Raw genomic sequence first — 23,888 nt, 5'->3', positions numbered from 1 at the left:
GTCAAATGGCATCGCGGTCAAATAGGCTGGCGCTTCAGGATCCGGTCGAGCGACAGCGCCCCTGCGCCTGCAACTGAGAGCGCCAGCAAGCCGCCCGCGGTGGCGATGTCCTTCATCAGCGCCTGCTGGTGCATGAAGGCCATGGCAGCATTGTCGCCGCCCTGGCCGTAATGGCCGATGAAGCCGGCGGCGAGCGCAAAGGCGGCCAGCAGCACGGGCACGATGCGCGACTGGAAGCCTGTGAGCACCAGCAAGCCGCCGGCCAGTTCGAACAGCCCGACTGCCAAAGCGACGATGGTTGGCAGGGGAAAGCCGATGCCGGCGAAATAGCCTGCCGCGCCTGAGATGTTGGACAGCGTGCCGATGCCCGCCGGCACGAACAGCGCGGCGATCAGAATTCTGGCTAGAAGCAGCAACAGGCTGTTGAGCATCGGCATATCCTCGTCGCCGCAGGATGCACCGGCTCACCTTCGATGTCATCACCGTCGCGAACCGGCGGCAGGGCCAGGGCACAAACAGTGCCAGGGCACAAAAAAGCCCGGGACGAGCCCGGGCCATTGTTGGGAGGATATCGGCGGTTTAGCGGCGGCGGCCGTCGATCGACAGGGCGCCGGCGCCGAAGGCGGCGAGCACGAACAGGCCGCCGGCAATGGCGAGGTTCTTCTGCAGGAACATCACCTGGACCTGGTCGGCGAAGTCGAGATGGGCAACCGCGGTGGCAGCCAGAGTGAACAGGCCGAGCACGATCGCAGCGATGCGGGTCTGGAAGCCGACCAGGATGGCGATGCCGCCAACCAGTTCAACCAGGCCGACGACGACGGTGGTTGCGGTCGGCAGCGGCAGGCCGATGCTGGCGAACCAGCCGGCGGTGCCTGAAATGGCGGTCAGCTTGGCAAAGCCGGCGAGGATGAAGATGGCCGACAGAAGCACGCGGCCGGCGAGGGTGAGGGCCGAGGCGTTGGTGCTGAGGCCGGACTTTGCGGTGGCAATGGAAGCATTGGACATGGGCTTGGGGCTCCGTTGAAATTCGATGCCCAACACCTAGTGGATTCGGACTGTTCACTAAAGGTGCGAATATGTCGACAGATCGTTCACCAAGAGAACGGTTTGCTCCGAAACCATTGGCCGGACGATGCGCGGCACGTACCAAAAGAGACGGCGCGGCAGGTGACTGCCGCGCCGTTTCGATGGATCAAACCTGTGATCAGCGGGAAGACGATCAGCCCGGACGGGTCATGTCCTCGGGACGAACGATGCGGTCGTAATCCTCGGCGCTGACCAACCCCGTCGCCAGCGCTTCGTCGCGCAATGTGGTGCCGTTCTTGTGCGCGGTCTTGGCGATCTTGGCGGCGTTGTCGTAGCCGATCGTCGGCGCCAGCGCCGTCACCAGCATCAGCGAGCGGTCGAGCGCTGCCTTGATGTTGTCTTCGCGCGCTTCGATGCCGACGACGCAATTGTCGGTGAAGGAGATCGCAGCGTCGGCCATCAGCTGCACCGACTGCAGGAAGTTGTAGGCCATGACGGGGTTGTAGACGTTGAGCTCGAAATGGCCCTGGCTGCCGGCGAAGGTCAGCGCTGCATTGTTGCCGAACACCTGGACGCAGACCTGGGTCAGTGCTTCGCACTGGGTCGGGTTGACCTTGCCCGGCATGATCGACGAGCCCGGCTCGTTTTCCGGCAGCGACAGCTCGCCGAGGCCGGAGCGCGGGCCCGAGCCGAGGAAGCGGATGTCGTTGGCGATCTTGAACAGGGCAGCGGCGGCCGAATTGATGGCGCCATGCGAGAAGACCATCGAATCGTGGGCGGCGAGTGCCTCGAACTTGTTCGGCGCGGTGACGAAGGCGATGCCGGTGATGGCGGCAATGCTCTCGGCGACCTTTTCGGCGAAGCCGACCGGCGCGTTGAGGCCGGTGCCGACGGCGGTGCCGCCCTGGGCCAGTTCCTGCAGGCCGGGCAGGGTCAGCTCGATGCGCTTGATCGACGAGGCGACCTGGGCGGCATAACCGCCGAATTCCTGGCCCAGCGTCAGCGGCGTCGCGTCCTGGGTGTGGGTGCGGCCGATCTTGATGATGTGGTCGAATTCGCGCGCCTTCTTGTCGAGGGCGGCATGCAGGTGCTTCAGCGCCGGCAGCAGGTCGTGGACGATGCGCTCGGCGCAGGCGATGTGCATGGCCGTCGGATAGGTGTCGTTGGACGACTGGCTCATATTGACGTGGTCGTTGGGGTGGACCGGCTTCTTCGAGCCCATCTCGCCGCCCAGCATCTCGATGGCGCGGTTGGAGATCACCTCATTGGCATTCATGTTCGACTGCGTGCCCGAGCCGGTCTGCCAGACCACCAGCGGGAAATGGTCGTTGAGCTTGCCGTCGATGACTTCCTGGGCAGCGGCAACCACGGTGTTGCCGATCTTGGGGTCGAGCCGGCCGAGCGCCATGTTGGCTTCGGCGGCGGCGCGCTTGACGATGCCGAGCGCCCGCACCACCGACAGCGGCTGCTTTTCCCAGCCGATCTTGAAATTGCCCAGCGAGCGCTGCGCCTGCGCACCCCAATAGCGGTCGGAGGCGACCTCGATCGGTCCGAAGGTGTCTGTCTCGGTTCTGGTCTTCTGGGCTGTCACGATCAGGTCTCCGAAAAATCTCGTTGCGGGCATCGGCCTATCGCGTTGCACACATCGCTTCAAGCGGAGATTGGGGCGTGCCGAAATCCTAATCGGTTCAACTGGGAGGTCGTTTGCGGATCGACAGCCGGGACCGGCCCCGGACCAGAATCGGGACCGGAACGGGGCGACGAAAAAAGGCGGCCGAAGCCGCCTTTATGGTCACGAGATCGGGCGGTCAAAGCGCCTTCTTGATCTTTTCCTTGGTGTCGCCATAGGCCTTCTGCACCTTGCCGGCGATCTTCTCGGCCGTGCCCTTGGCCTGGGTCGTCTTGTCGCCGGTGGCCTTGCCGGCGGCTTCCTTGACCGAACCGGTTACCTGCTTGGCAACGCCCTTGACCTGATCCTTGTTCACCATTTCGCATCTCCTGTGGCTATGTGGCGCAGCACAACGTTCGGCATGCATTACGGTTCCGGCGCCCGGTTGCCGCGATGTTGCCTGGTCGGGTCGCTGATGACCTGCTGGCGGGAGCTGCAAGGTTCTGGTCTTGAAGGGAGCTGCTGATGGGCCAGCCGCAAACGCCGCCCGCCGTCCAGCGCCTGCTTCTGTCGGTGCCGCAACATCGTCGACTGCGTGTTCAGCAATCTCAGGAACTTCCGTGCCGTGGCCGCTGCTTCGAAGAGCATAGCGAAAACCACCATGCTCTCGCCAAACTGGATCAACCAAATCGGGATGCGCGTCACCAGTCGGCGAGCTAGAAAGGCCCGGCGAACGCTCGGAGAGACGTTCAGGCAGGAGCCCGACCATGATCAAGATGAGTGTCTACTACAGGGCCGATGGCGGTTCGACCTTCGATCACGACTACTACCGCACCCGCCATATGCCACTGCTCCAGGAACGGCTCGGCGATGCCTGCCTGCGCTACGAGATCGACAAGGGCCTTGCGGGTCGCGAAGCCGGAAGCGCGCCGGAGTTCGTCGCAGCATGCCACGTCTACTCGCCTTACCTGGCGACCTTCCAGGAAGCATTGGCTCCCCACCGCGCCGAGATCGCCGCTGATGTCGCCAACTATACCGACATCGCCCCCATCGTGCAGATCAGCGAAGTCGTTGCAGGCTAGGGCAAATCTGGATGCGCTTTATGAAACGGTGAGCTAGGCTCAGCCGGATCTTGTCGGGCATCGGAGGTGGGGATGCGGTTGGCAATGCGCGCGGCCTGGGCCGTGGTGGCGGGAGTGTCGGCAGCCGGCTGCGTCGCGAGCGACGTCGGCCCGATCAACACGCTGACCGCCCATGTCGGCCAGGCCTCGCCGGAATTCATCCCCGATATCGGCGATGACGGCTCGACGGTGGTGGGCCTGAGTTTTTCCGGCGGCGGCACGCGGGCGGCAGCTTTCGCCTATGGCGTGTTGCGCGAACTCGACGACACCATCATCGACGAACATCCGGTGGCGCGCAGCCTCGTCGACGATATCCGCATGATATCGGGCGCTTCGGGCGGGGCGGTGGCGGCATCCTATTTCGGCTACAGGGGGCGGGACGACTACCGTGATTTCCGCGAGCGCTTCCTGGTCAAGGACGCCGAAGCCTATCTCAGGACGTCGACGCTATCGCCGGTCAACCTGGCGCGCGCGCTCAATGGCGGCGTCAACGACCGCAACGGCTTCGCCAGATGGCTCGAGGACAATCTTTTCAACGGCGCGACCTATGCGAATTTCAGGCGACCCGATGCCCCGATCGTCTGGATAAACGCCTCCGACATCTACAATCGCACGCCGTTCCTGTTCACCTATGACACTTTCGCTGCCCTGTGCAGCGATCTCGACAAGGTCAGGCTGTCCGATGCCGTTGCAGCGTCAGCCGCGGTTCCCATGGTCTTCGCACCGGTCGTCCTGTCGGCGACCATGCCGAAATGCGGCTACAGCCAGCCTGCGTGGCTGAGCCGCGCGCTTGCCGATCCCGATGCCTCGGTGCGGCTCAAGGCCTATGCCGGCGCCTTGAAGACCTATCAGCACGAGGACCGGCTCGACTATGTGAAGCTGCTCGACGGCGGGCTGACCGACAATCTCGGCATTACCGGTTTCACCATCGAGCGCTCGTCGGCCGGCACGCCCTACGGTCCGCTGTCGCCGGCCGCGGCCGTCAAGTTGCGGACCTTGTTGTTCATCGTTGCCGATGCCGGTCGCGAGGACGATGTCGACTGGGGCGAAACCATACGCGGTCCGGGCCTCGGCGACCTGCTCGAGGCGGTGACCAACACGACCTTCTCAGCTGCCGTTCGCGATCAGCTCGATGCGCTCAAATTTGCCGTGGAGGAGTGGCGCGGCGAACTGATCCGCTACCGCTGCAGCCTGTCGGCGGAAACGGTCAGACGTTATCGCGGTTCGCTGGCCGGCTGGAATTGCCGCGATGTGCGGCTCGTCCTCGAACATCTGTCATTTGCCGATCTCGACCCTGCGGCCCAGGCAAAGCTGAACCGCGTGCCGACGCGGCTGAAGCTGCCCGTCGAACAGGTCGACCTGACGATTGCGGCAGGACGCGAGGCGCTTCGGAGTAATGACAGCTTCCAGGAGGCCGTCGCCGACATCCGCAGCCATGCCCGCGTGCTCGACCACGTGCTTGGCCAACAGCAGGTCGCCTCGGGCGGCGCAAACTGAGCCGCGAGCATTGCGCCGGATCGCCGAAGGCACAAAGCAATCGTTCGCCGAAGGCACAAAGCGATGGTTCGCCGAAGGCACAAAAAAGAACGCCTCCCGCACCTTTGAGAGTGCTGGAGGCGTCCTTTTCGCCGTTCGATTTTCCTTCTGAATTGCTTCTTCCGGTACCGACGACATCACATCAATGCGCGGGCGGCAGAAAGGTTCCGCCCGTTTCGAAAAAACGTCGAAGTTTTTTCGACGCCGTCTCAGGCGATGGCGGCTTTGGCCCGGAACAGGCCCCAGGCAAAGCCGGTTCTCGCCCTTGCATGCAACAGCAGCGCCGAGACCACCAGTACCATCAGCAGTTCGGCCATGGGCGCGGCCAGCCAGATGCCGCGTTCGCCCAGCATGTAGGGCAGGCCGATGGTCAGCGGGATGGCGAACAGATAGGTGCGCGCGACGCTGAGCAGCAGGGCGCGGCGGGCATCGCCGATGGCCTGGAAGTAACCCGACAGCATCATCACAGGGCCGGCCAGGATGTAGAGCGACACCGTCATCGGCAGGATGCGGGCGACTTCGCTCTGTGTCGCCGGATCGTCGACGAAGATCGCGCCCAGGCTGCCATGGCTCAGCAGCATCGCCGCCTCGAACAGCGCGCAATAGCCCAGCGCCAGCACGAGGCCGAGCTTGAGGCCGGCATCCGAGCGCAGCCACAGGCCGGCGCCGAAATTGTTGCCGACAATGGTCTGCATCGCCATGTTCAGCCCGAGCATTGGCAGGAAGGCAAAGGTCATGATGCGGGTGATGATGCCGTAGGCGGCAACGGTCGTGGCATAGGCCTCGCCTTCCCACAGCTGCGTCGCCGTGATGACCGAAGCGGCGAGCAGCGAGATGCCGATGAAGCTCAGGCTCTGCGGCGCCCCGAGCGACAACAATTGCCGCCAGGCGGCAGTCCAGCGCATCGAGGGAACCAGCGCATATTGCAGCACCGTGCCGGCGCGCAGCCTGTAGACGACGATGAAGGCGACGGCCATCAGCTGGGCCAGCACGGTGCCCACCGCCGAGCCTGATACACCGTAGTCGAAGCCGACGATGAGCAGGTAGTTCAAGCCGGCATTGGCAACCGACGTCAGCAGATTGGCCGCCGCGACGATGCCGAGGCGGCCTTCGCTGCGCAGCCCGTCGCCATTGAGCGACAGCGCAAACATCAGCGGCGCAGCCCAGACCAGGATGGAGATGTAGCTGTAGCCCATCTCGGCAAGCGGCTGCGATCCGTTGGCGAGCCGCAAGGCGAGTTCCCTGCCGCCGAGCAGAAACGCAGCGATCGCCAGCGCGCAGACGAGCAGGGCCAGGCCGTGCGCATCGAGGAATGTCGCCCGCGCCTTGTCGAGGTCACCGGCGCCGAGCAGGCGGGCGAGCTGGCTCGCCATGCCGCTTGCCACCAGCGTCGACAAGGCAACGAGCAGCATGAAGGCCGGGAACATCAGGGTGACGGCTGCCAGCGCGTCGGGCCCGACATAGGCGCCGAGGAAATAGGCATCGACGATGGCGAGCAGGCCGTTGGTGGCCATGATCAGGATGATGGGTAAAGCCGTCCTGAGGAAAAGGCCGGGCAAGGGGGCATGCAGGAAGGCATTCGCGCCCTTAGGGTCGAGGGAGGTCATCTCGTCGTCTCCGATAGCGCATCAAACGGAGATCAAATGGGGCCCGCATTGCCATTGGTCTGATGCGTCGGTTTCGACTGACATGGCGAAGGCTTTACCGTGCTTGCGCTGCGGGCGGCGGGCCCTTCATGCCCCGGGCGCTCACTAGGCCGGTGGATGCACGCTGTCAATCCGGCGCCGTGGGCGCGTCTTGCTGACAGGGGCAAGAAGGGCGCCCGAAAACGCCCGCGGCGGTATCCGCAAGCCAGGCGGCAAACACTTCTGTTACTCGATGGCAAGCGCATCGCTGTATTCGCAAACGCCGGCGTTTCGGTCGTGCGCCCCGGTAAAGAGCCGATTGCTCAGCGCCAACTACTGTAACGAAAAAGGGCGCCCGAAGGCGCCCTTTCCGTAAGCTTCTGGAAGCTGGACTTCTTAGAAGTCCATGCCGCCCATACCGCCCATGCCGCCGCCCATGCCGCCCGGCATGCCGCCAGCAGCGCCCGAATCCTTCTTCGGGGCTTCGGCGATCATGGCTTCGGTGGTGACGAGCAGGCCGGCAACCGAGGCTGCGTCCTGCAGAGCCGTACGAACGACCTTGACCGGATCGACGATACCGAAAGCGATCATGTCGCCATATTCGCCGGTCTGGGCGTTGTAGCCGAAGGTAGCCGTCTTGTTCTCGAGGATCTTGCCGGCAACGATCGAAGCTTCGGCACCAGCGTTCGCAGCGATCTGGCGGGCCGGAGCCTGCAGAGCGCGACGGACGATGTTGATGCCGGCAGCCTGGTCGGAGTTCTCGCCGACAGCCTTGATGGCGAGCGACGAACGCAGCAGGGCAACGCCACCGCCAGGAACGATGCCTTCTTCGACAGCGGCGCGGGTTGCGTTCAGCGCGTCATCTACGCGGTCCTTGCGCTCCTTGACCTCGATCTCGGTCGCACCGCCGACGCGGATGACGGCAACGCCGCCTGCCAACTTGGCGAGACGTTCCTGCAGCTTCTCCTTGTCGTAGTCCGACGTGGTCTCTTCGATCTGCTGCTTGATCTGGGCGACGCGGCCCTGGATCTCGGCCTTCTTGCCGGCGCCGTCGACGATGGTGGTGTTCTCCTTGGAGATCGACACCTTCTTGGCGCGGCCGAGCATGTTGAGGCCGACGTTCTCGAGCTTGATGCCGAGGTCTTCCGAGATGACCTGGCCACCGGTCAGGATGGCGATGTCTTCCAGCATGGCCTTGCGGCGATCGCCGAAGCCCGGAGCCTTGACGGCAGCGATCTTCAGGCCGCCACGCAGCTTGTTAACGACGAGCGTGGCCAGAGCCTCGCCTTCGACGTCTTCCGAGATGATGAGCAGCGGCTTCGAGGTCTGCACGACGGCCTCGAGGACCGGCAGCATCGCCTGGAGGTTCGACAGCTTCTTCTCGTGCAGCAGGATGTAGGCGTCTTCGAGGTCAGCAACCATCTTGTCGGGGTTGGTGACGAAGTAGGGGCTGAGGTAGCCGCGGTCGAACTGCATGCCTTCGACGACTTCCAGCTCGGTCTCGGCGGTCTTGGCTTCTTCAACCGTGATGACGCCTTCGTTGCCGACCTTCTGCATCGCTTCAGCGATCATCGAGCCGATTTCCTTCTCGCCGTTTGCCGAGATGGTGCCGACCTGAGCGACTTCTTCCGAAGTCTTGATCTTCTTCGAGCTCTTGACGAGGTGGGTGACGACTTCAGCAACGGCGAGGTCGATGCCGCGCTTCAGGTCCATCGGGTTCATGCCGGCGGCAACGGCCTTGTGGCCTTCCTGAACGATGGCCTGGGCCAGAACGGTCGCGGTCGTGGTGCCGTCGCCGGCGATGTCGTTGGTCTTCGAAGCAACTTCGCGGACCATCTGCGCGCCCATGTTCTCGAACTTGTCTTCAAGCTCGATTTCCTTGGCGACGGTGACGCCGTCCTTGGTGATGCGCGGGGCGCCGAACGACTTGTCGATGACGACGTTGCGGCCCTTCGGACCGAGCGTCACCTTCACCGCGTCGGCGAGGATGTTGACACCGCGCAGCATGCGCTCGCGGGCGTCACGGGAGAACTTTACGTCTTTAGCAGCCATTTTAAGCTCCTCGATGGGCCTTTACGGCCCGAATTTCAGATTGGATGGTGCGGATGGGTGGCGATTAGCCGATGATGCCCATGATGTCGGATTCCTTCATGATCAGAAGGTCTTCGCCATTGAGCTTCACTTCGGTGCCCGACCACTTGCCGAACAGCACGCGGTCACCAGCCTTGACGTCCAGCGGAACGAGCTTGCCGGCTTCATCGCGCGCGCCGGAGCCGACGGCGACGATTTCGCCTTCCTGCGGCTTTTCCTTGGCCGTATCAGGGATGATGATCCCGCCGGCGGTCTTGGATTCGGATTCGACCCGGCGAACGACCACGCGGTCATGAAGCGGGCGGAACTTCGACTTTGCCATTTGAACTTCCTCGGTGAACTGTTGAGAACCCTCGGTCCGGCTGAACCGGACTTGGTTAGCACTCACTTCAGGCGAGTGCTAACGTGCCGCTGAGATAGTCCGCCACCCCTCGGCTGTCAAGGGAATGACAGCTCCGCGACAGCGAGTTTTTGGGGGTGTCAGGCGCGTGCCTGGCCAACGGCCTTGCGGAAGTCGTCTGAGGTCATGCCGCGCTTGTAGAGCGCCTTGCCGATCAGGAAGCCGGGCGTGCCCTGAAGCTGGAAGGCGCTGGCCTGTGCCGCATTGCGCTGAAGCACCCCGACCAGCACGTCCTGCCCGGCCGCGAGGTCGCCGCGCGCGCGCTCGACATCGATGCCGGCCTCGCCGAGCAGTTTGGCGGTGCTGCGGAATGTCAGCCGGTCGCGTGTCGCCATCAGCGTGTGCACGGCGTCGGCATAGCGGCCCTGGCTGTTGGAGGCCAGGGTCAGCAGGGCGGCATTGCGCGAGATCTCGCCGAAGATCGGCCAGTCGCGCAGCACCAGGCGGATGCCCGTATCTTCCTTCATCACCTCCGACAGCTGCAGGAAGCTCAGCTTGCAATAGGGGCATTGGTAGTCGGTGAATTCGACGATGGTGACGTCGCCGTCCGGATTGCCGAGTGCGGGAATGTCGGGGTCGAAGGCGACGTCTTCCACCGTCGGCATCGGGTTGGCCCAAAGTGGCAGCGGCGCCAGAGCGCCAAGGCCAGCAACAAGCTTGAGGATATGACGCCGGTTGGGCGAGGGGTCCGGCATGCGATCGATCCTGTTTTTCGTCGCGATCTCCTAGACGATGAGCGGGCATGATTAACAGTCGCCTAATCGCCGCGCCGGCACACGATGATGTGAATGCCGGGACGTGAATGCAGCTGTGCAATGCAAAAACGCCGCTTGAATGGTAAGCATGCTTATAATATATGCCGCTCATGAAAAACGAAGGCATCGACAGGCTGGGCTTCCTGATCCACGACGCGGCAAGGCTGGTGCGGCGCAGTTTCGAGCAGCGCGGCAGCGAATTCGGGCTGTCGGCGGCGCAATGGCGCCTGCTGGTCCGGCTGGTCAAGGAAGAGGGCGTGGCGCAGGCGCGTCTTGCCGAGCTTCTCGAAATCGAGCCGATCAGCGTCTCGCGACTGCTGGATCGGATGGAGGAGGGCGGCTGGATCGAGCGGCGCCAGGGCGCCGCCGATAGACGTGTGCGCATGATCTTTCCGACCGACAAGGCGCTGGAAGCCTTTTCCAAGGTCAAGGCAGTGGCCGGTGAAGTGTACGAGAAGGCGCTGGCAGGACTTTCCGATGAAGAGCGCCTGGCCACGGTCCATGGCCTGCGCACCATTATCGACAACCTTTCCGCTGGCGAGCCCACGGATGCGAATTGTTTGAGAGAGACGAAGAAATGAACGCGGTGGCGAAAGTGAACGAGAACAGCGCAAAGGTCGAGCTGGATAGCGCGGCCGCAACCCAGCTCCAGCCCGTGATCGCGCCCCCTGCGCCGGCGCCGAAGAAGCGTGGCCGCGTTCTGTTGATGGCGGCATTGCCTTTGGCCCTGGTGGTCGGCGGCGGCTATTTCTGGGTGACCGGTGGCCGCTATCAGGAAACCGAAAACGCCAATCTGCGCCAGGCCAAGGTCAACATCGCCTCGGAAGCCGCGGGCCGCATCGTCAAGGTCGACGTTACCGACAACACGACGGTGAAATCAGGCGACGTGCTGTTCGAGGTCGATCCCGAGCCCTACAGGATTGCCTTGGCGCAGTCGGACGCAGCCCTGGCCGCAGCCCGCCTCAATGTCGAGCAGCTTCGCGCCGCCTACAGCCAGGCGGTGGCCCAGGAGCGGGTCGCTGCCAGTGGCCTCGACTACGCCCAGGCGCAGTTCGACCGCAGCAACGGCCTGGTCACCAAGGGCGTCAACACCAAGTCGTCGCTCGACGAAGCCCGCATGGATCTCGACAAGGCCCAGGAGCAGCACAGTGCCGCGGTGCAGGGCATCGCCAGCGCCAAGGCAGCGCTTGGCGGCAATCCCGATATCGAGACGGACAAGCACCCGACGGTCCTGTCGGCGCTCGCCGCCCGCGACAGCGCTGCCTTCAACCTGGCCCAGACGACGGTTCGCGCGCCCGCCGACGGCGTCGTCTCGCAGGCCGCGTCCTTCAAGGTCGGCCAGTTCGTCGGCACCGGCACCGCGCTGTTCAGCCTCGTCGAGACAGGCGACACCTGGATCGAGGCGAATTTCAAGGAAACGCAGCTGACCCACATGAAGCCGGGCCAGGAGGCCGAGATCGTGCTCGACACCTATCCGGACCGCACCTTCCGCGGCACGGTCGAGGCGATCGGCGCGGGCACCGGCGCCGAGTTCTCGCTGCTGCCGGCCCAGAACGCCACCGGCAACTGGGTCAAGGTCACCCAGCGCATTCCCGTCAGGATCAAGGTCGATACGACAGAGGCAGGCCTCGCCATGCGCACCGGCATGAGCGCCTCGGTGTCGATCGACACCGGCGTGTCGCGCGGCTTCGGCAGCATTTTCGGTCACGCGGTGGCAGCGGAATAAGCGCCGTCACCTCAATGTCCAAGTGAATTTTCGAAGTCGTTCCGGCCGCGCTGATGCGGCCGGCACTCCGGCTTCTGGTCGCCGCTTGACGACCATCAGGTCCCAAGGGTTGGTCGAATGAGCCAGTCAGCTGCAAAATCCCTCACCGATGTGCCGCATCGCGGCCTGATCACAATCGCCATCATGCTGGCGACCGTGATGCAGGTGCTCGACACCACCATCGCCAATGTCGCGCTGCCTTCGATGGTCGGCGATCTCGGCGCGTCCCAGGACACCATCAACTGGGTGCTGACCTCCTACATCGTCGCCGCCGCCATCATGACGCCGCTGACCGGCTGGATGTCGGACCGTTTCGGCCGCAAGGAGCTGTTCCTTGTCTCGGTCGTCGGCTTCACCATCATGTCGATGCTCTGCGGCGTCGCCTGGAGCCTGGAGACGATGGTGCTGTTCCGCGTCCTCCAGGGCGTGTTCGGCGCGGCCATCGTGCCGCTGAGCCAGACCTTCCTGCTCGACATCAATCCCAAGGAGCGCCACGGCCAGGCCATGGCCTTGTGGGGCGCCGGCATCATGGTCGGCCCGATCATCGGCCCGACGCTTGGCGGCTGGCTGACCGAGAGCTTCAACTGGCGCTGGGTGTTCTTCATCAACCTGCCGGTCGGCATCGTCGCCTTCCTGGGCTCGGCCGCCTATCTGCCTGCCATCGCCAAGCGCCTGCGCGGCTTCGACTTCTTCGGCTTTGCCATGCTGTCGCTCGGCGTCGGCGCGCTGCAGCTGATGCTCGACCGCGGCGGCGAGGTCGACTGGTTCTCGGCCGTCGAGATCTGGATCGAGCTCGGCCTCGCCATCACCGGCTTCTGGATCTTCGCCGTCCATATGGCGATGTCGGAGAATACCTTCCTCGATCCCAAGATCTTCACCGACCGCAACTTCGTCACCGGGCTGGTGTTCATCTTCGTCATCGGCGTGATCCTGCTGGCGAGCCTGGCGCTGCTGCCGCCGATGCTTTCGCGCATCTATGGCTATCCGACCATCACCACCGGCCTGGTCATGGCGCCGCGCGGCGTCGGCACGATGATCTCGATGCTGCTCGTCGGACGCCTGGTGCGCATGGTCGACAACCGCTACCTGGTCGTCGCCGGGCTGCTGCTGACCGCCCTTTCGCTCTACTACATGACCGGCTTCACGCCGCAGATGGATGCGTTCCTGATCATCTCGACCGGCGTCGTGCAGGGGCTGGGACTCGGCCTCGTCTTCGTGCCGCTGTCGACGGTGGCCTTCGCGACGCTGGCGCCGCAATACCGCACCGATGCCGCGAGCCTGTTCAGCCTTGTCCGCAACATCGGCTCGTCGATAGGTATTTCGATCGTCACCGTGCTGTTGACGCGCAATGTCCAGATCAACCATGCCGAGCTGTCGGCCAATGTCACGCCGTTCAACCCCAACCTGATGGCACTGTCGCCGGGGGCGGTCGCCGGCAACCCGACGGCGCTGTCGCAGGTCGACGGCCTGGTCAACATCCAGTCGCTGATGATCTCCTACATCGACGACTTCAAGCTGATGATGATCGTCTCGCTCTGTGCCATTCCGCTGGCGCTTTTGCTGCGCAAGCCAAAGGTGCAGGTGGCCGGCGCTGCCCCGGCAGCGCATATGGACTGACGGGCGAAACTAGACCGACAGGCAAATGGCGCCGTCCGCGAGGACGGCGCCATTTTCATTTCTGCCGTCTTGTCAGCCGACGATGCGCAGGTTCGACAGCTCGTCGGCGATTTCCTTGAACACCTGCATCAGATTGGCGCCGGTGGCATTCCAGTAGAGTTTCTTGCCGACCGTCGTGCGCGAATAGGACGCGCAGGCCTTCATCGCGTCGATCGCCTTCTTTTCGGCGGTCTTGCCTTCGCTGAGGTCGAGCGACACGGTCATGACGACGACGGCGTCATTGCCTTCGCCTGTCACCTTGCGGGAATTCGGGCCCTTGGCGTTGGCGCACACCTTCTGCATCTGCTCGTCCATCGCCGCCTGGAAGTTGTCGCTGGTATAGGTCGACTTGCCCACTGACGAACTGGTGCCCATGAAGATGCGCGAGGTGGTGGTGCCGTCATAGCCCTTGCCGGCATAACCATAGGCGGCATAGGTCGAGCGGTTGTTGGCATAGCTCGAGTCGCCGAAGGGACTATAGGTGTTGGCGCCGTCGGTCAGCACGATCACCACCTTGTCGTTGCCCTTCTCGGTTTCCGACCTGCCTCCGGTGAACGGTGCGCCGCTCGATACGACCCGCCAGCCCCAGGCCGTTCCTTCCGGCACGTTGGTGTTGCCCGAAGGCTCCATCTCGTCGATGGCCTTCTTGATCTCGTCCCGCCCGCCGGTCAGGCTGATGTCGGTCAGCGGGGTGATCGGATTGGTGGTGCAGGAGTAGTTCGGACCATTGCCGTCAGGGGCGGCGGCCGCGTCGTAGGGCTTGACGCGAAAATACTTCCGCATGTCGGCCTGCCTGGGCTTGGTCGTCGTGTTTTCCCAGTCCGCCCACCAGTCGTTATCGTAGTTCCAGTTGTCGGTGTTCAGGTCGGGAATGCCGTCATTGTTCAGGTCGGTCCACAGATGCCTGGCTTCGTCGGGCGCAAACATCGGCACGAACAGCGTCTCCGGCTTGGTCGAGGAGGCAACGGTGTCGTCGTTGTTGTAGGGCGCCGGGCGGGCTTCGACGCAACCTTGCCAGCTGGTGTACTGGGTGACGGTGTAGGCGTATTCGGGCTTGTCGGTATATTCCTGGCACCTGCTGTTGCTGTAGCGCTTGCACACGCGCCTGAACTTGTTGGGGATCGCTTCGCGGTCCGTCTGCGCGGTCATGTCCTGGTACAGGCTGAAGCGGGTCAGCGGCTCGCCGGCCTCTGCGCCCCAGCCGGCGCCCTTCTTGCGCCACATGCCGCCTGAATATTCGGCAAACTTCTCGCCGATCTGGGCGATGTCGGCGCTGGTCATGTTGGCCTGTGTCATCTTCGACCAGTCGAAATTCTCGTGATGGACCGGCGAAAGGCCGTTCGTGTCCATCCACGACTGGTCGTCATTGTCGGGTGCGATGTTCACCGAGGCGGCGAAGGGCACCAGGCCGAACTGCACCGGCTTGTCGATCTGCTTCATCGCCGCGGCCTGCTCGGCCATCTTGTCGACCAGCTGCTTGGACGCAGCCTTGAGCAGGTCGATGCGCTTCTGGCCGGTGCCGGATCCGAGATAGCTCATCGATCCCGAATTATCGAGGACAAGCGCGACCTCAAGCGTGTTCTTGAGGCGGATCTCGGACTTGACCGAAAAATCCATCTGGTTCGACGTGCTGCTCTTGCCGAGCAGGGCGGCGGCGGCGGGCACGAAATATGGATCATATTTGAGATTGGCTTCCAGCTTCAGCGTGCCGCCGCCCGAATTGTTGTTGGGCAGCGTAACCGTAAGCGTCGTGTTCGACGGCTTCACCGGGCCGAGATTGGCCTGGAAGAAGTCGGTCGCATAGGTCTTGAGCTGGTCGTCTGTGGCGCCTTCGATGAGGCGCCTGGCCGTGGCGATGCCGGCGGCGTCAAGCGCGTTGCGCGTGATCTCGCGCTGGCGCGACATTTCCGAGTAGTCGATCGCGAGGGCCAGGGCCCCCATGATCGGTACCATTGCTGCGACTGTGAGGATTGCATAGCTACCGCGCCGGTCGCGCAAAAAATTGCGGATCATGGATGGGGGTCCCCGAGCTCAACCCCGGCAAAATCCCACATAATCGTTAAATTTGAGGCCCCTAATCTACCGAGAAGTCGCAGCTCCGGATTAGCCAAGCATTTACCAAGCCGGCCCCGGCCCGCTTCGACGGTGACGGTGCCTTTGCCGCTGGCATAGCTGCCATCAGGGCAAAAGCTGGTGACAGGACGGGTCGGTTCGGATAATTCCGGGCTGCCTGGCCGTTCAGCCAAGGCCTCCCGTTGGGATTGACCGAAGGACAGACAATGGCAGGCTTGCCGCAATCAATCGCGTCGCTCGAAGCGCTCACCGGCCGCTATCAGGCCCTGCTGTGCGATGTCTGGGGCGTCATCCACAACGGCGTCGATGCCTTCCCCGAAGCTGCCGCAGCGCTCAATGCGGCGCGCGAAAAGGGCGTGGCTGTCGTGCTGATCACCAATGCGCCACGTCCGCGCGCCGGTGTCATCGCCCAACTGGCCAGCCTCGGCGTGCCCGAAAGCGCCTGGGACAGGGTCGTAACCTCCGGCGACGTGACCCGCGAGCTGATCCGCTCGGGTCCACGCCGCGTCTTCCACATCGGCCCCGACCGCGATTTTCCGATCTATGACGGTCTCGATATCGATCTTGTCGAGGAGTTCGAGGCCTCCGTCGTGGTCTGCACCGGGCTTTTCGACGACGAGACCGAAACGCCCGACGATTATGCCGAAATGCTGCGCCGCCTGCGTGCGCGCAACCTGCCGTTCATCTGCGCCAACCCCGACATCGTCGTCGAGCGCGGCCACGAGCTGATCTGGTGCGCCGGCGCCCTGGCCCGCGACTACGGCCAGCTTGGCGGCCGCACGCTGGTGTCGGGCAAGCCGCATCGGCCGATCTATGAGGCGGCACTGGCTGCGGCCGGCGAGGTGCTCGGCCGCGAGGTCAAGCTGACCGACGCGCTGGCGATCGGCGACGGCATGTTCACCGACGTCAAGGGCGCGGCCGACAACGGCATAGACGTGCTCTACGTCTCGGGCGGCATCCACGCCCGCGACTATGGCGAAGCGCATGCGCCCGATCCCGATAGACTGGCGGCGTTCCTCGACAAGCATGGCTATTCGCCGGTGGCGACCATTCCCAGGCTGCGGTAAGCGCCAAGATGAAACAGAGCTTTCTTCGCATTTCGGGGGAAGAACCGGTGCCGGCATCGTTGCGCGGCAGCGTCGTTGCCATCGGCAATTTCGACGGCATCCATCGCGGCCATCAGGCGGTGCTCGAGCGCGCGCTCGAAGAGGCGCGCCGGCGCGGCGTGGCAGCCCTTGTGCTGACCTTCGAGCCGCATCCGCGAAAGGTGTTCCGGCCCGAGGTGCCATTGTTCGTGCTGACGCCGCCGCCGGTCAAGGCGCGGCTGGTCGAGGCGCTCGGCTTTGCCGGCGTCGTCGAAACGCCGTTCACGCGCGAATTCGCCAGCCTGTCGGCTGAGGATTTCGTGACCACCATCCTGGAACAGCGGCTGGGCATCAGCCACGTCGTCACCGGTTTTGATTTCCACTTCGGCAAGAACCGCCAGGGCGGCCCCGCCTTCCTGATGGAGGCGGGCGAGCGTCATGGCTTCGGCGTGACGCTTGTCGACGCCTTCCGCGACGAAGGCACGGAGATCATCTCGTCGAGCCGCATCCGCGAATTGCTGTCGCAGGGCGAGGCGGCGGAAGCGGCCGGTCTGCTCGGCTATCGCTACACCGTCGAGGCTGAGATCGTCGGCGGCGCGCAGCTTGGCCGCACGCTGGGCTTTCCGACCGCCAACATGCGGCTGTCTGCCGAGACCGGCTTGAAGGAAGGCATCTATGCCGTCCGTTTCCGCCGCGCCGACGGCTCGTTGCATGACGGCGTGGCAAGTTTTGGCCGACGCCCGACGGTCGGCGACAATCTCGCGCCGCTGCTTGAAACCTTCGTCTTCGATTTTTCTGGCGACCTCTATGGCGAGGTCGCTGCGGTGTCGCTGTTCGGCTACCTCAGGGGCGAGGTCAAGTTCGAAGGCCTCGATGCGCTCGTCGTCCAGATGAAGCAGGACGAGGCCGAGGCGAGGGCGCTGCTGCAAGGCGTGCGCCCTCTCTCCGACCTCGATCAGGTCATCGCGTTCTAGAAAAGCCGGAAGGCTCTAGGCGTTGGCGTTCTTCGCGCCTAAGCCGAAGGCGATGTAGCTGATGCCCTGGAAGATCAGATCGATCGCCAGGAAGGCGCCCAGCACGATCAGGCTGTTCACCGGCCAGCCGATGGCGATGACGATGCCGGCGAGCAACGTCACCACGCCTGCGGCGACGATCCAGCCCCAGCTCGACAAAAGGCCTCTTCCCTTGATGCCCATCCAGATGCGCATCAGGCCCGAAGCGACGAGGCTGGCGGCCAGGAACAATGTCAGGATGGCCGACGCCAAAAGCGGGTTGCTGAAAGCCAGGAAGCCGGCAACGATGTAGAGCACGCCGCCGAGCAGCCAGAGCAGGAAGCCGCCCCAGTTCTTTATGCCGAAGGCGTGGATGATTTCGAAGACGCCGGCCAGGATCATCAGCCAGCCGACGAAATAGACCGACGCGACGGTCGCGATCATCAGGTTGCCTGCGGCGACGACCCCCAGCACGGTGAGTGCTACGCCGAGCAGCACGAACCAGCCCCATTTGGAGCGCAACGCGGCGACGTCGCCTTGCGGCATCTGATCGGAAATTGCCATCGAACCCGTCTCCCTGATTTGAACAAGTCTCAATAACGGTGGCACTGCGCCCGACAGGGAGGCTAGTCTTGGCAGGCGAGTCGGTCCAGTGGCGGGCAACCGGAGAGGGAAATAAACGTCAGTGCGAAGGATCGAATTTAATTCAAATTTTACATTGTTTGCGTCAAACCGAATGGTCCTGGCGATTGGGTTCGTAGCGTACGCGGGGTTGTGATGAGGTCTTTCGGTCGTATTTCCGCAGCGGTTTCCGCTCTTGCTCTGGTCAGCGGACCGGCAATGGCGGGCGAGGGCGCTTTCGGCTTTCTCTCCGGCGACTGGTATCTGACGCTCGGCGCCACCGGCATGGTTGCGCCCCGCTTCGAGGGCTCCAAGAAATATCTGTTCAGCGCCCAGCCGATCATTTCGCTCGGCAAGGCCGGCAATGACGTGCGCTTTTCCTCGCGCAACGACAACATCTCGCTGGCGCTGATCGACGATGGCGGCGTCCGCGCCGGCCTGAACGGCAAGATCATCTTCGGCCGCGACGCCGAGCATGAGCTGCAGGGCCTGCACGACGTGCGCTGGGGCGGCGAAATCGGCGGCTTCTTCGAATTCTATCCCACCGACTGGATGCGCGCCCGCGCCGAGGTTCGCCACGGCATCCGCGCTCATAGCGGCATCGTCGCCGATATCGCCGTCGATGCTTTCCACGACGTCACCCCCGACATCAGGGTGTCAGGCGGCCCGCGCGTCTCCTTTGCTTCCGACGACTATTTCGACACCTATTACGGCGTCAGCGCGCAGGAAGCGGCGGCCTCCGGCATCAGCCAGTACGATCCGAGCGGCGGCATGCGTTCGGCCGGCGTCGGCGGCGCGATCACCTGGAAGGCGACCGACAATGTCACCGCCAGCCTGTTCACCGAATATTCGCGCCTGATGGGATCGGCGGCGGATTCGACGATCGTCAAGGAGCGCGGTTCGCGCGACCAGCTGACGATCGGCGTGTCGACCAGCTATCGCTTCGACTTCAAGCTTTGATCGCAAGCGAATTAGGCGCTTTATTCCGCGCTCCGGCTCCGCTAAAAGCGCGGCCATGAGATTTTTCGCGCCCGTCTTCGCGACGTCGATACGAATTACGGGCCCGGCCTTCCGGGTGGCCTGAGGCTGTCCGCAAGTCCGGGACTTTTTGCCTGCGCGCTACCGGCGCCTTTTCCAGATCATGACAGTTGAACGCCCGTGGCAGCTTTGCCGGGCAAGATGGCAAGACAAATGACCGATACGTTCGAAAAGATCGACTATTCCAAGACCCTTTACCTGCCGCAGACGGAATTCCCGATGCGCGCCGGCCTGCCCGAGAAGGAGCCGGTGACGGTGGCGCGCTGGCAGAAGATGGACCTCTACAAGCGCCTGCGCGAAAGTGCGGCCGGCCGCGAGAAGTATGTGCTGCACGATGGCCCGCCCTACGCCAACGGCAACATCCATATCGGCCATGCGCTGAACAAGATCCTCAAGGACGTCATCACCCGCTCGTTCCAGATGCGCGGCTACGACTCCAACTACGTGCCGGGCTGGGACTGCCACGGCCTGCCGATCGAATGGAAGATCGAGGAAAAGTACCGCGCCGCCGGCAAGAACAAGGACGAGGTCGAGATCAACGAGTTCCGCAAGGAATGCCGTGAATTCGCCGCCGGCTGGATCAAGATCCAGGCCGAGGAGTTCCAGCGCCTTGGCGTCGTCGGCGACTTCAAGAACCCCTACACGACGATGAACTTCCACGCCGAGGCGCGGATCGCCGGCGAATTGCTGAAGTTCGCAAAGTCGGGCCAGCTCTATCGCGGCTCCAAGCCGGTGATGTGGTCGGTCGTCGAGCGCACCGCACTCGCCGAGGCCGAGGTCGAGTACCAGGATTATGAGAGCGACACGATCTGGGTGAAATTCCCGGTGGCGTCCGGCTCGGAAGCCCTGGCCGGCGCTCATGTCGTGATCTGGACGACCACGCCCTGGACCATCCCGGGCAACCGCGCCGTCAGCTATTCGCCGCGCATCGCCTATGGCCTCTATGAGGTCACCGCTGCCGAGAACGATTTCGGCCCGCAGCCGGGCGAGAAGCTGATCTTTGCCGCCGCACTGGCTGACGAATCCGCGGCCAAGGCCAAGGTGACGTTGAATCTGATCCGCAGCCTTTCGGGCGAAGAGCTTGGAATGCTTGTACTTTCGCATCCGTTCAAGGGTCTCGGCGGCGGCTACGGCTTCGCCGTGCCGATGATCGCCGGCGATCATGTCACCGACGATGCCGGCACCGGCTTCGTGCACACCGCACCGGGCCACGGCCGCGAGGACTTTGAAGCCTGGATGGATGCGGCGAAGGATCTGCGCGAACGCGGCATCGACCCGGCGATCCCGTTTACCGTCGACGATGGCGGCTTCTTCACCAAGGACGCGCCCGGCTTCGGTCCCGACCGCGAGGGCGGTGCGGCGCGCGTCATCGACGACAACGGCAAGAAGGGCGACGCCAACAAGGCGGTCATCGACGAGCTGATCAAGGCAAGCGCGCTGTTTGCGCGTGGCAGGCTCAAGCACAGCTACCCGCATAGCTGGCGTTCGAAGAAGCCGATCATCTTCCGCAACACGCCGCAGTGGTTCGTCTATATGGACAAGCAGCTCGGCGACGGCACGACGCTGCGCAGCCGCGCGCTCAAGGCCATCGACGACACCCGCTTCGTGCCGGCCGCCGGCCAGACCCGGCTGCGCGCCATGATCGAGGACCGTCCCGACTGGGTGCTGTCGCGCCAGCGCGCCTGGGGCGTGCCGATCGCCATCTTCGCCGACGCCGACGGCAACGTGCTGAACGACGAGGCGGTCAACGCCCGCATCGTTGAGGCCTTCGAAGCGGAGGGCGCCGATGCCTGGTTCGCCGAGGGGGCGCGCGAGCGCTTCCTGGGGTCGCGCGCCAATGAGGCGTGGACGCAGGTGATGGACATCCTCGACGTCTGGTTCGATTCGGGCTCGACCCATGCCTTCACGCTGGAGGATCGCCCCGACCTGAAATGGCCGGCCGACGTCTATCTCGAAGGCTCGGACCAGCATCGCGGCTGGTTCCACTCGTCGCTGCTCGAAAGCTGCGGCACGCGCGGCCGCGCGCCCTACAACACGGTCGTCACCCATGGTTTCACCATGGACGAGGAAGGCCGCAAGATGTCGAAGTCGCTCGGCAACACCGTCGTGCCGCAGGACGTCATGAAGCAGTCGGGCGCCGACATCCTGCGCCTGTGGGTGATGACGACGGACTATTGGGAAGACCAGCGCCTCGGCAAGAACGTGCTGCAGACCAATATCGACGCCTACCGCAAGCTGCGCAACACCATCCGCTGGATGCTGGGCACGCTCGCCCATGACGATGGCGAGGATGTAGCGCTGGCCGAGATGCCGGAGCTGGAGCGGCTGATGCTGCACCGGCTGTCGGAGCTCGATGCCTTGGTGCGCAAGGGTTATGACGAGTTCGAGTTCAAGCGCATCACCCGCGCGCTGATCGACTTCATGGTCGTCGAGCTGTCGGCCTTCTACTTCGACATCCGCAAGGACGTGCTCTACTGCGACGCGCCGTCGAGCACCCGCCGCAAGGCAGCCGTCCATGTCGTGCGCGCGCTGTTCAACTGCCTGGTCAAGTGGCTGGCGCCGATGCTGCCCTTCACCACCGAAGAGGCGTGGCTCGAGCGCAACCCCGCAGCCGAGTCGGTGCATCTCGAACAGTTCCCCGAGGTGCCGGCTGCCTGGCGCGACGAGGCGCTGGCCGAAAAGTGGCGCAAGGTCCGTCAGGTGCGCAGCGTCGTCACGGGCGCGCTGGAGCTGGAGCGGGCCAAGAAGACCATCGGCTCGTCGCTGGAGGCGGTGCCGGTCGTCCATATGAGCGACGCGGTGCTGGAAGAAGCCTTGGCGGGCATCGATCTGGCCGAGATCAGCATCACCAGCGATCTCGTCATCTCGCATGGGGCGGCGCCGGCCGATTCCTTCGTGTTGCGCGAAGTTCCCGGTGTCGCCGTCGTCGTCGAGAAGGCGGAAGACCGCGGACTGGTCAAATGCGCGCGTTCCTGGCGCTATACGGGCGATGTCGGCTCCGACGCGGCCTTTGCCGACGTCTCGGCGCGCGATGCCGCCGCCCTGCACGAACTGCAGGCGCTTGGCCGCCTCTAACAGGTGCTGAAATGCAACGACCGGCGGACATCTCCGGCCGGTCGTTGCCCTTGACGGCCCATTAAGGTAAAAGCGCGAAACTCCGGCAGACAAATTGTCGCCGGAATTCCGTCGGATGAGCATACGGACCGGGACCCGGCTCAAGGCCGGCATCTAGCGAGAGGCGTTCGAGTGAAAATTACTGGCATGACGGACCGCATCAGCGCGCGCGGAGCTTTGCTTGCGTCGCTCGCCGTTTCCGGCCTGGCGCTTACGGGCTGCATGAGCGCGCCCACCTACGGCACCGACAAGTCGGCGACGACCCAGCTCGCGTCCGACCTGACCAACATCATGTCGTTGAAGCCGAAGACCAACAGCATCGAATACAAGCCGCGTCCGGAGCTGGTGAAGCCGAAGACCGGCCAGGTCGCCGCACTGCCGGCGCCGCAGGACAGCATCGTCACCACGGCGAGCGCCGACTGGCCCGAATCGCCGGAGGCACGCCGCGCCCGCATCCGCGACAACGCGACCAAGAATCGCGACAATCCGAATTTCGAGCCGGAAGTGGTCAACGACATGTCGGCGCTGAACGGCCCCGACATGAGCAAGTGGACCCCGGCCCAGCGCAAGATCGAAATTGAACGCCGCCTCCGCGAGAACAAGCAGGGCAGCACCACGAGCCGCAAATATCTGAGCGAACCGCCGCTGGCCTACCGCCAGGCGGCAGCGTCCGCTGCCCAGGATGAGCTCGGCGAAGACGAGATCAAGAAGGAACGCCGCAAGAAGAAGCTCGCCAAGAAGAGCACGAGCTGGTGGCCGTTCTGATCCTGGCCACAATTGCAGACTGACCGGGCGCCCTGACTGGTTCAGGGCGTTTTCGTTTTTGCGGGGCATTTCCAGGAAAAGTGTGAAGCGGTTTTCCGTAGGAATTGCGCAAAACAAAAAAGAGCGTTTCGAAGAAACGTAGCCTAGTCCTCGCGCCGATCCTTGAAGAAGCTCTTGAGCATCTCGGCGGCGCGTGTTTCGCCGATGCCGGCATATACATCGGGTGCATGATGGCAGGTGGGGGAGGCGTAGAAGCGGATACCGCTGACCACCGCGCCGCCCTTGTCGTCGGCGGCGCCGAAATAGAGCCGGCGCAGGCGGGCAAACGAGATCGCGGCGGCGCACATGGTGCAGGGTTCGAGCGTCACATAGAGGTCGAGCCCGGTCAGGCGCTCCTGGCCGAGCCGCTCGGAGGCTTGGCGGATCGCCAGTATTTCGGCATGCGCGGTGGCATCGTTGAGTTCGCGGGTCCGGTTGCCGGCACGGGCGACGATTTCGTTGCCCTGGACGATGACCGCGCCGATCGGCACTTCGCCGCGCGCCGCTGCCGCTTCGGCCTCGTCGAAGGCCAATGCCATGTAATCGGGCCGTTTCACGCCTCAACCATCCTGTTACC

At 63.9% G+C, this 23,888-nt stretch carries 21 protein-coding genes; 10 read left to right on the top strand and 11 right to left on the bottom strand.

The window, feature by feature from the left end:
- Positions 1-17 precede the first annotated feature (17 nt).
- From DY201_RS19430 to DY201_RS19415, 4 genes are all read right to left on the bottom strand, one after another.
- Entirely contained in the window at positions 18-431 is a 414-nt protein-coding gene (locus DY201_RS19430) for a DoxX family protein (RefSeq protein ID WP_115732610.1), read from the bottom strand.
- A 148-nt stretch (positions 432-579) separates the two neighbouring features.
- A complete protein-coding gene (locus tag DY201_RS19425) occupies positions 580-1,005 on the bottom strand; it encodes a DoxX family protein (RefSeq protein WP_115732609.1) in 426 nt (141 codons plus the stop codon).
- A gap of 214 nt (positions 1,006-1,219) precedes the next feature.
- Positions 1,220-2,617, bottom strand: coding sequence for a class II fumarate hydratase (gene fumC / locus DY201_RS19420; protein ID WP_115733887.1), 1,398 nt, complete (start codon positions 2,615-2,617; stop codon positions 1,220-1,222).
- A 217-nt stretch (positions 2,618-2,834) separates the two neighbouring features.
- Complete coding sequence (locus DY201_RS19415) at positions 2,835-3,014, bottom strand: CsbD family protein (RefSeq protein ID WP_115732608.1); 180 nt, start codon at positions 3,012-3,014, stop codon at positions 2,835-2,837.
- Positions 3,015-3,402: 388 nt separating this feature from the next.
- Between DY201_RS19415 and DY201_RS19405 the strand changes: the two genes are divergently transcribed.
- Positions 3,403-3,717, top strand: coding sequence for an EthD family reductase (locus DY201_RS19405; protein ID WP_115732606.1), 315 nt, complete (start codon positions 3,403-3,405; stop codon positions 3,715-3,717).
- A 72-nt stretch (positions 3,718-3,789) separates the two neighbouring features.
- Positions 3,790-5,253, top strand: coding sequence for a patatin-like phospholipase family protein (locus DY201_RS19400; protein ID WP_425358738.1), 1,464 nt, complete (start codon positions 3,790-3,792; stop codon positions 5,251-5,253).
- A gap of 248 nt (positions 5,254-5,501) precedes the next feature.
- On the opposite strand, the gene DY201_RS19395 is transcribed toward DY201_RS19400, so the two are convergent.
- The 4 genes from DY201_RS19395 to DY201_RS19380 all read right to left on the bottom strand — a co-directional run bounded on the left by DY201_RS19395 (position 5,502) and on the right by DY201_RS19380 (position 10,103).
- Positions 5,502-6,899, bottom strand: coding sequence for an MATE family efflux transporter (locus tag DY201_RS19395; protein WP_115732604.1), 1,398 nt, complete (start codon positions 6,897-6,899; stop codon positions 5,502-5,504).
- A 414-nt stretch (positions 6,900-7,313) separates the two neighbouring features.
- Entirely contained in the window at positions 7,314-8,969 is a 1,656-nt protein-coding gene (groL, locus tag DY201_RS19390; protein ID WP_115732603.1) for a chaperonin GroEL, read from the bottom strand.
- A gap of 64 nt (positions 8,970-9,033) precedes the next feature.
- Positions 9,034-9,330 carry a co-chaperone GroES gene (gene groES / locus DY201_RS19385; RefSeq protein ID WP_018427182.1) on the bottom strand — a complete coding sequence of 99 codons (297 nt, stop codon included), beginning with the start codon at positions 9,328-9,330 and terminating at the stop codon, positions 9,034-9,036.
- A 158-nt stretch (positions 9,331-9,488) separates the two neighbouring features.
- Positions 9,489-10,103 carry a DsbA family protein gene (locus tag DY201_RS19380; RefSeq protein ID WP_115732602.1) on the bottom strand — a complete coding sequence of 205 codons (615 nt, stop codon included), beginning with the start codon at positions 10,101-10,103 and terminating at the stop codon, positions 9,489-9,491.
- Between the two features lie 170 nt (positions 10,104-10,273).
- Between DY201_RS19380 and DY201_RS19375 the strand changes: the two genes are divergently transcribed.
- The 3 genes from DY201_RS19375 (at position 10,274) to DY201_RS19365 (ending at position 13,545) form a co-directional block, all read left to right on the top strand.
- Entirely contained in the window at positions 10,274-10,744 is a 471-nt protein-coding gene (locus tag DY201_RS19375) for a MarR family winged helix-turn-helix transcriptional regulator (RefSeq protein WP_115733886.1), read from the top strand.
- On the top strand, positions 10,741-11,889 hold the full coding sequence (locus DY201_RS19370) for an HlyD family secretion protein (RefSeq protein ID WP_115732601.1): 1,149 nt from the start codon (positions 10,741-10,743) through the stop codon (positions 11,887-11,889). The genes DY201_RS19375 and DY201_RS19370 overlap by 4 nt, the downstream gene beginning before the upstream one ends.
- Positions 11,890-12,006: 117 nt before the next feature.
- A complete protein-coding gene (locus DY201_RS19365) occupies positions 12,007-13,545 on the top strand; it encodes a DHA2 family efflux MFS transporter permease subunit (RefSeq protein ID WP_115732600.1) in 1,539 nt (512 codons plus the stop codon).
- A 72-nt stretch (positions 13,546-13,617) separates the two neighbouring features.
- Here DY201_RS19365 and DY201_RS19360 read toward each other — a convergent pair whose 3' ends face one another.
- On the bottom strand, positions 13,618-15,597 hold the full coding sequence (locus DY201_RS19360; RefSeq protein ID WP_115732599.1) for a TadE/TadG family type IV pilus assembly protein: 1,980 nt from the start codon (positions 15,595-15,597) through the stop codon (positions 13,618-13,620).
- A 266-nt stretch (positions 15,598-15,863) separates the two neighbouring features.
- On the opposite strand from DY201_RS19360, the gene DY201_RS19355 reads away from it, so the two are divergent.
- Both DY201_RS19355 and DY201_RS19350 read left to right on the top strand, forming a co-directional pair.
- On the top strand, positions 15,864-16,724 hold the full coding sequence (locus DY201_RS19355; protein WP_115732598.1) for a TIGR01459 family HAD-type hydrolase: 861 nt from the start codon (positions 15,864-15,866) through the stop codon (positions 16,722-16,724).
- 8 nt (positions 16,725-16,732) lie between these two features.
- Complete coding sequence (locus tag DY201_RS19350; protein WP_115732597.1) at positions 16,733-17,716, top strand: bifunctional riboflavin kinase/FAD synthetase; 984 nt, start codon at positions 16,733-16,735, stop codon at positions 17,714-17,716.
- Positions 17,717-17,731: 15 nt separating this feature from the next.
- Here the strand turns inward: DY201_RS19350 and DY201_RS19345 are convergent, their stop codons facing one another.
- Positions 17,732-18,298: an HdeD family acid-resistance protein gene (locus DY201_RS19345; RefSeq protein ID WP_245432044.1), complete on the bottom strand. Its 567-nt coding sequence runs from the start codon at positions 18,296-18,298 to the stop codon at positions 17,732-17,734.
- Between the two features lie 213 nt (positions 18,299-18,511).
- On the opposite strand from DY201_RS19345, the gene DY201_RS19340 reads away from it, so the two are divergent.
- From DY201_RS19340 to DY201_RS19330, 3 genes are all read left to right on the top strand, one after another.
- Positions 18,512-19,315: a MipA/OmpV family protein gene (locus DY201_RS19340; RefSeq protein ID WP_115732596.1), complete on the top strand. Its 804-nt coding sequence runs from the start codon at positions 18,512-18,514 to the stop codon at positions 19,313-19,315.
- A 231-nt stretch (positions 19,316-19,546) separates the two neighbouring features.
- Complete coding sequence (ileS, locus tag DY201_RS19335; RefSeq protein ID WP_115732595.1) at positions 19,547-22,468, top strand: isoleucine--tRNA ligase; 2,922 nt, start codon at positions 19,547-19,549, stop codon at positions 22,466-22,468.
- Positions 22,469-22,654: 186 nt separating this feature from the next.
- Positions 22,655-23,272, top strand: coding sequence for a hypothetical protein (locus tag DY201_RS19330; RefSeq protein WP_172582938.1), 618 nt, complete (start codon positions 22,655-22,657; stop codon positions 23,270-23,272).
- A gap of 143 nt (positions 23,273-23,415) precedes the next feature.
- Here the strand turns inward: DY201_RS19330 and DY201_RS19325 are convergent, their stop codons facing one another.
- A complete protein-coding gene (locus DY201_RS19325) occupies positions 23,416-23,868 on the bottom strand; it encodes a nucleoside deaminase (RefSeq protein WP_115732593.1) in 453 nt (150 codons plus the stop codon).
- Between the last annotated feature and the right edge of the window lie 20 nt (positions 23,869-23,888).

It is taken from the genome of Aminobacter aminovorans (assembly GCF_900445235.1).
GTDB classification, from domain to species: Bacteria; Pseudomonadota; Alphaproteobacteria; order Rhizobiales; family Rhizobiaceae; genus Aminobacter; species Aminobacter aminovorans.
Note: the sequence above shows the minus strand (reverse complement) of the source record. Positions and strands in the feature narration are given on the sequence as shown.

Bases quoted from the DNA above. Each gene is read 5' to 3' on its own strand.
- DY201_RS19430 (WP_115732610.1), bottom strand. From the start codon at position 431: ATGCTCAACAGCCTGTTGCTGCTTCTAGCCAGAATTCTGATCGCCGCG.
- DY201_RS19425 (WP_115732609.1), bottom strand. From the start codon at position 1,005: ATGTCCAATGCTTCCATTGCCACCGCAAAGTCCGGCCTCAGCACCAAC.
- DY201_RS19415 (WP_115732608.1), bottom strand. From the start codon at position 3,014: ATGGTGAACAAGGATCAGGTCAAGGGCGTTGCCAAGCAGGTAACCGGT.
- DY201_RS19405 (WP_115732606.1), top strand. From the start codon at position 3,403: ATGATCAAGATGAGTGTCTACTACAGGGCCGATGGCGGTTCGACCTTC.
- DY201_RS19400 (WP_425358738.1), top strand. From the start codon at position 3,790: ATGCGGTTGGCAATGCGCGCGGCCTGGGCCGTGGTGGCGGGAGTGTCG.
- DY201_RS19395 (WP_115732604.1), bottom strand. From the start codon at position 6,899: ATGACCTCCCTCGACCCTAAGGGCGCGAATGCCTTCCTGCATGCCCCC.
- groL (WP_115732603.1), bottom strand. From the start codon at position 8,969: ATGGCTGCTAAAGACGTAAAGTTCTCCCGTGACGCCCGCGAGCGCATG.
- groES (WP_018427182.1), bottom strand. From the start codon at position 9,330: ATGGCAAAGTCGAAGTTCCGCCCGCTTCATGACCGCGTGGTCGTTCGC.
- DY201_RS19380 (WP_115732602.1), bottom strand. From the start codon at position 10,103: ATGCCGGACCCCTCGCCCAACCGGCGTCATATCCTCAAGCTTGTTGCT.
- DY201_RS19375 (WP_115733886.1), top strand. From the start codon at position 10,274: ATGAAAAACGAAGGCATCGACAGGCTGGGCTTCCTGATCCACGACGCG.
- DY201_RS19370 (WP_115732601.1), top strand. From the start codon at position 10,741: ATGAACGCGGTGGCGAAAGTGAACGAGAACAGCGCAAAGGTCGAGCTG.
- DY201_RS19365 (WP_115732600.1), top strand. From the start codon at position 12,007: ATGAGCCAGTCAGCTGCAAAATCCCTCACCGATGTGCCGCATCGCGGC.
- DY201_RS19360 (WP_115732599.1), bottom strand. From the start codon at position 15,597: ATGATCCGCAATTTTTTGCGCGACCGGCGCGGTAGCTATGCAATCCTC.
- DY201_RS19355 (WP_115732598.1), top strand. From the start codon at position 15,864: ATGGCAGGCTTGCCGCAATCAATCGCGTCGCTCGAAGCGCTCACCGGC.
- DY201_RS19350 (WP_115732597.1), top strand. From the start codon at position 16,733: ATGAAACAGAGCTTTCTTCGCATTTCGGGGGAAGAACCGGTGCCGGCA.
- DY201_RS19345 (WP_245432044.1), bottom strand. From the start codon at position 18,298: ATGGCAATTTCCGATCAGATGCCGCAAGGCGACGTCGCCGCGTTGCGC.
- DY201_RS19340 (WP_115732596.1), top strand. From the start codon at position 18,512: ATGAGGTCTTTCGGTCGTATTTCCGCAGCGGTTTCCGCTCTTGCTCTG.
- ileS (WP_115732595.1), top strand. From the start codon at position 19,547: ATGACCGATACGTTCGAAAAGATCGACTATTCCAAGACCCTTTACCTG.
- DY201_RS19330 (WP_172582938.1), top strand. From the start codon at position 22,655: ATGACGGACCGCATCAGCGCGCGCGGAGCTTTGCTTGCGTCGCTCGCC.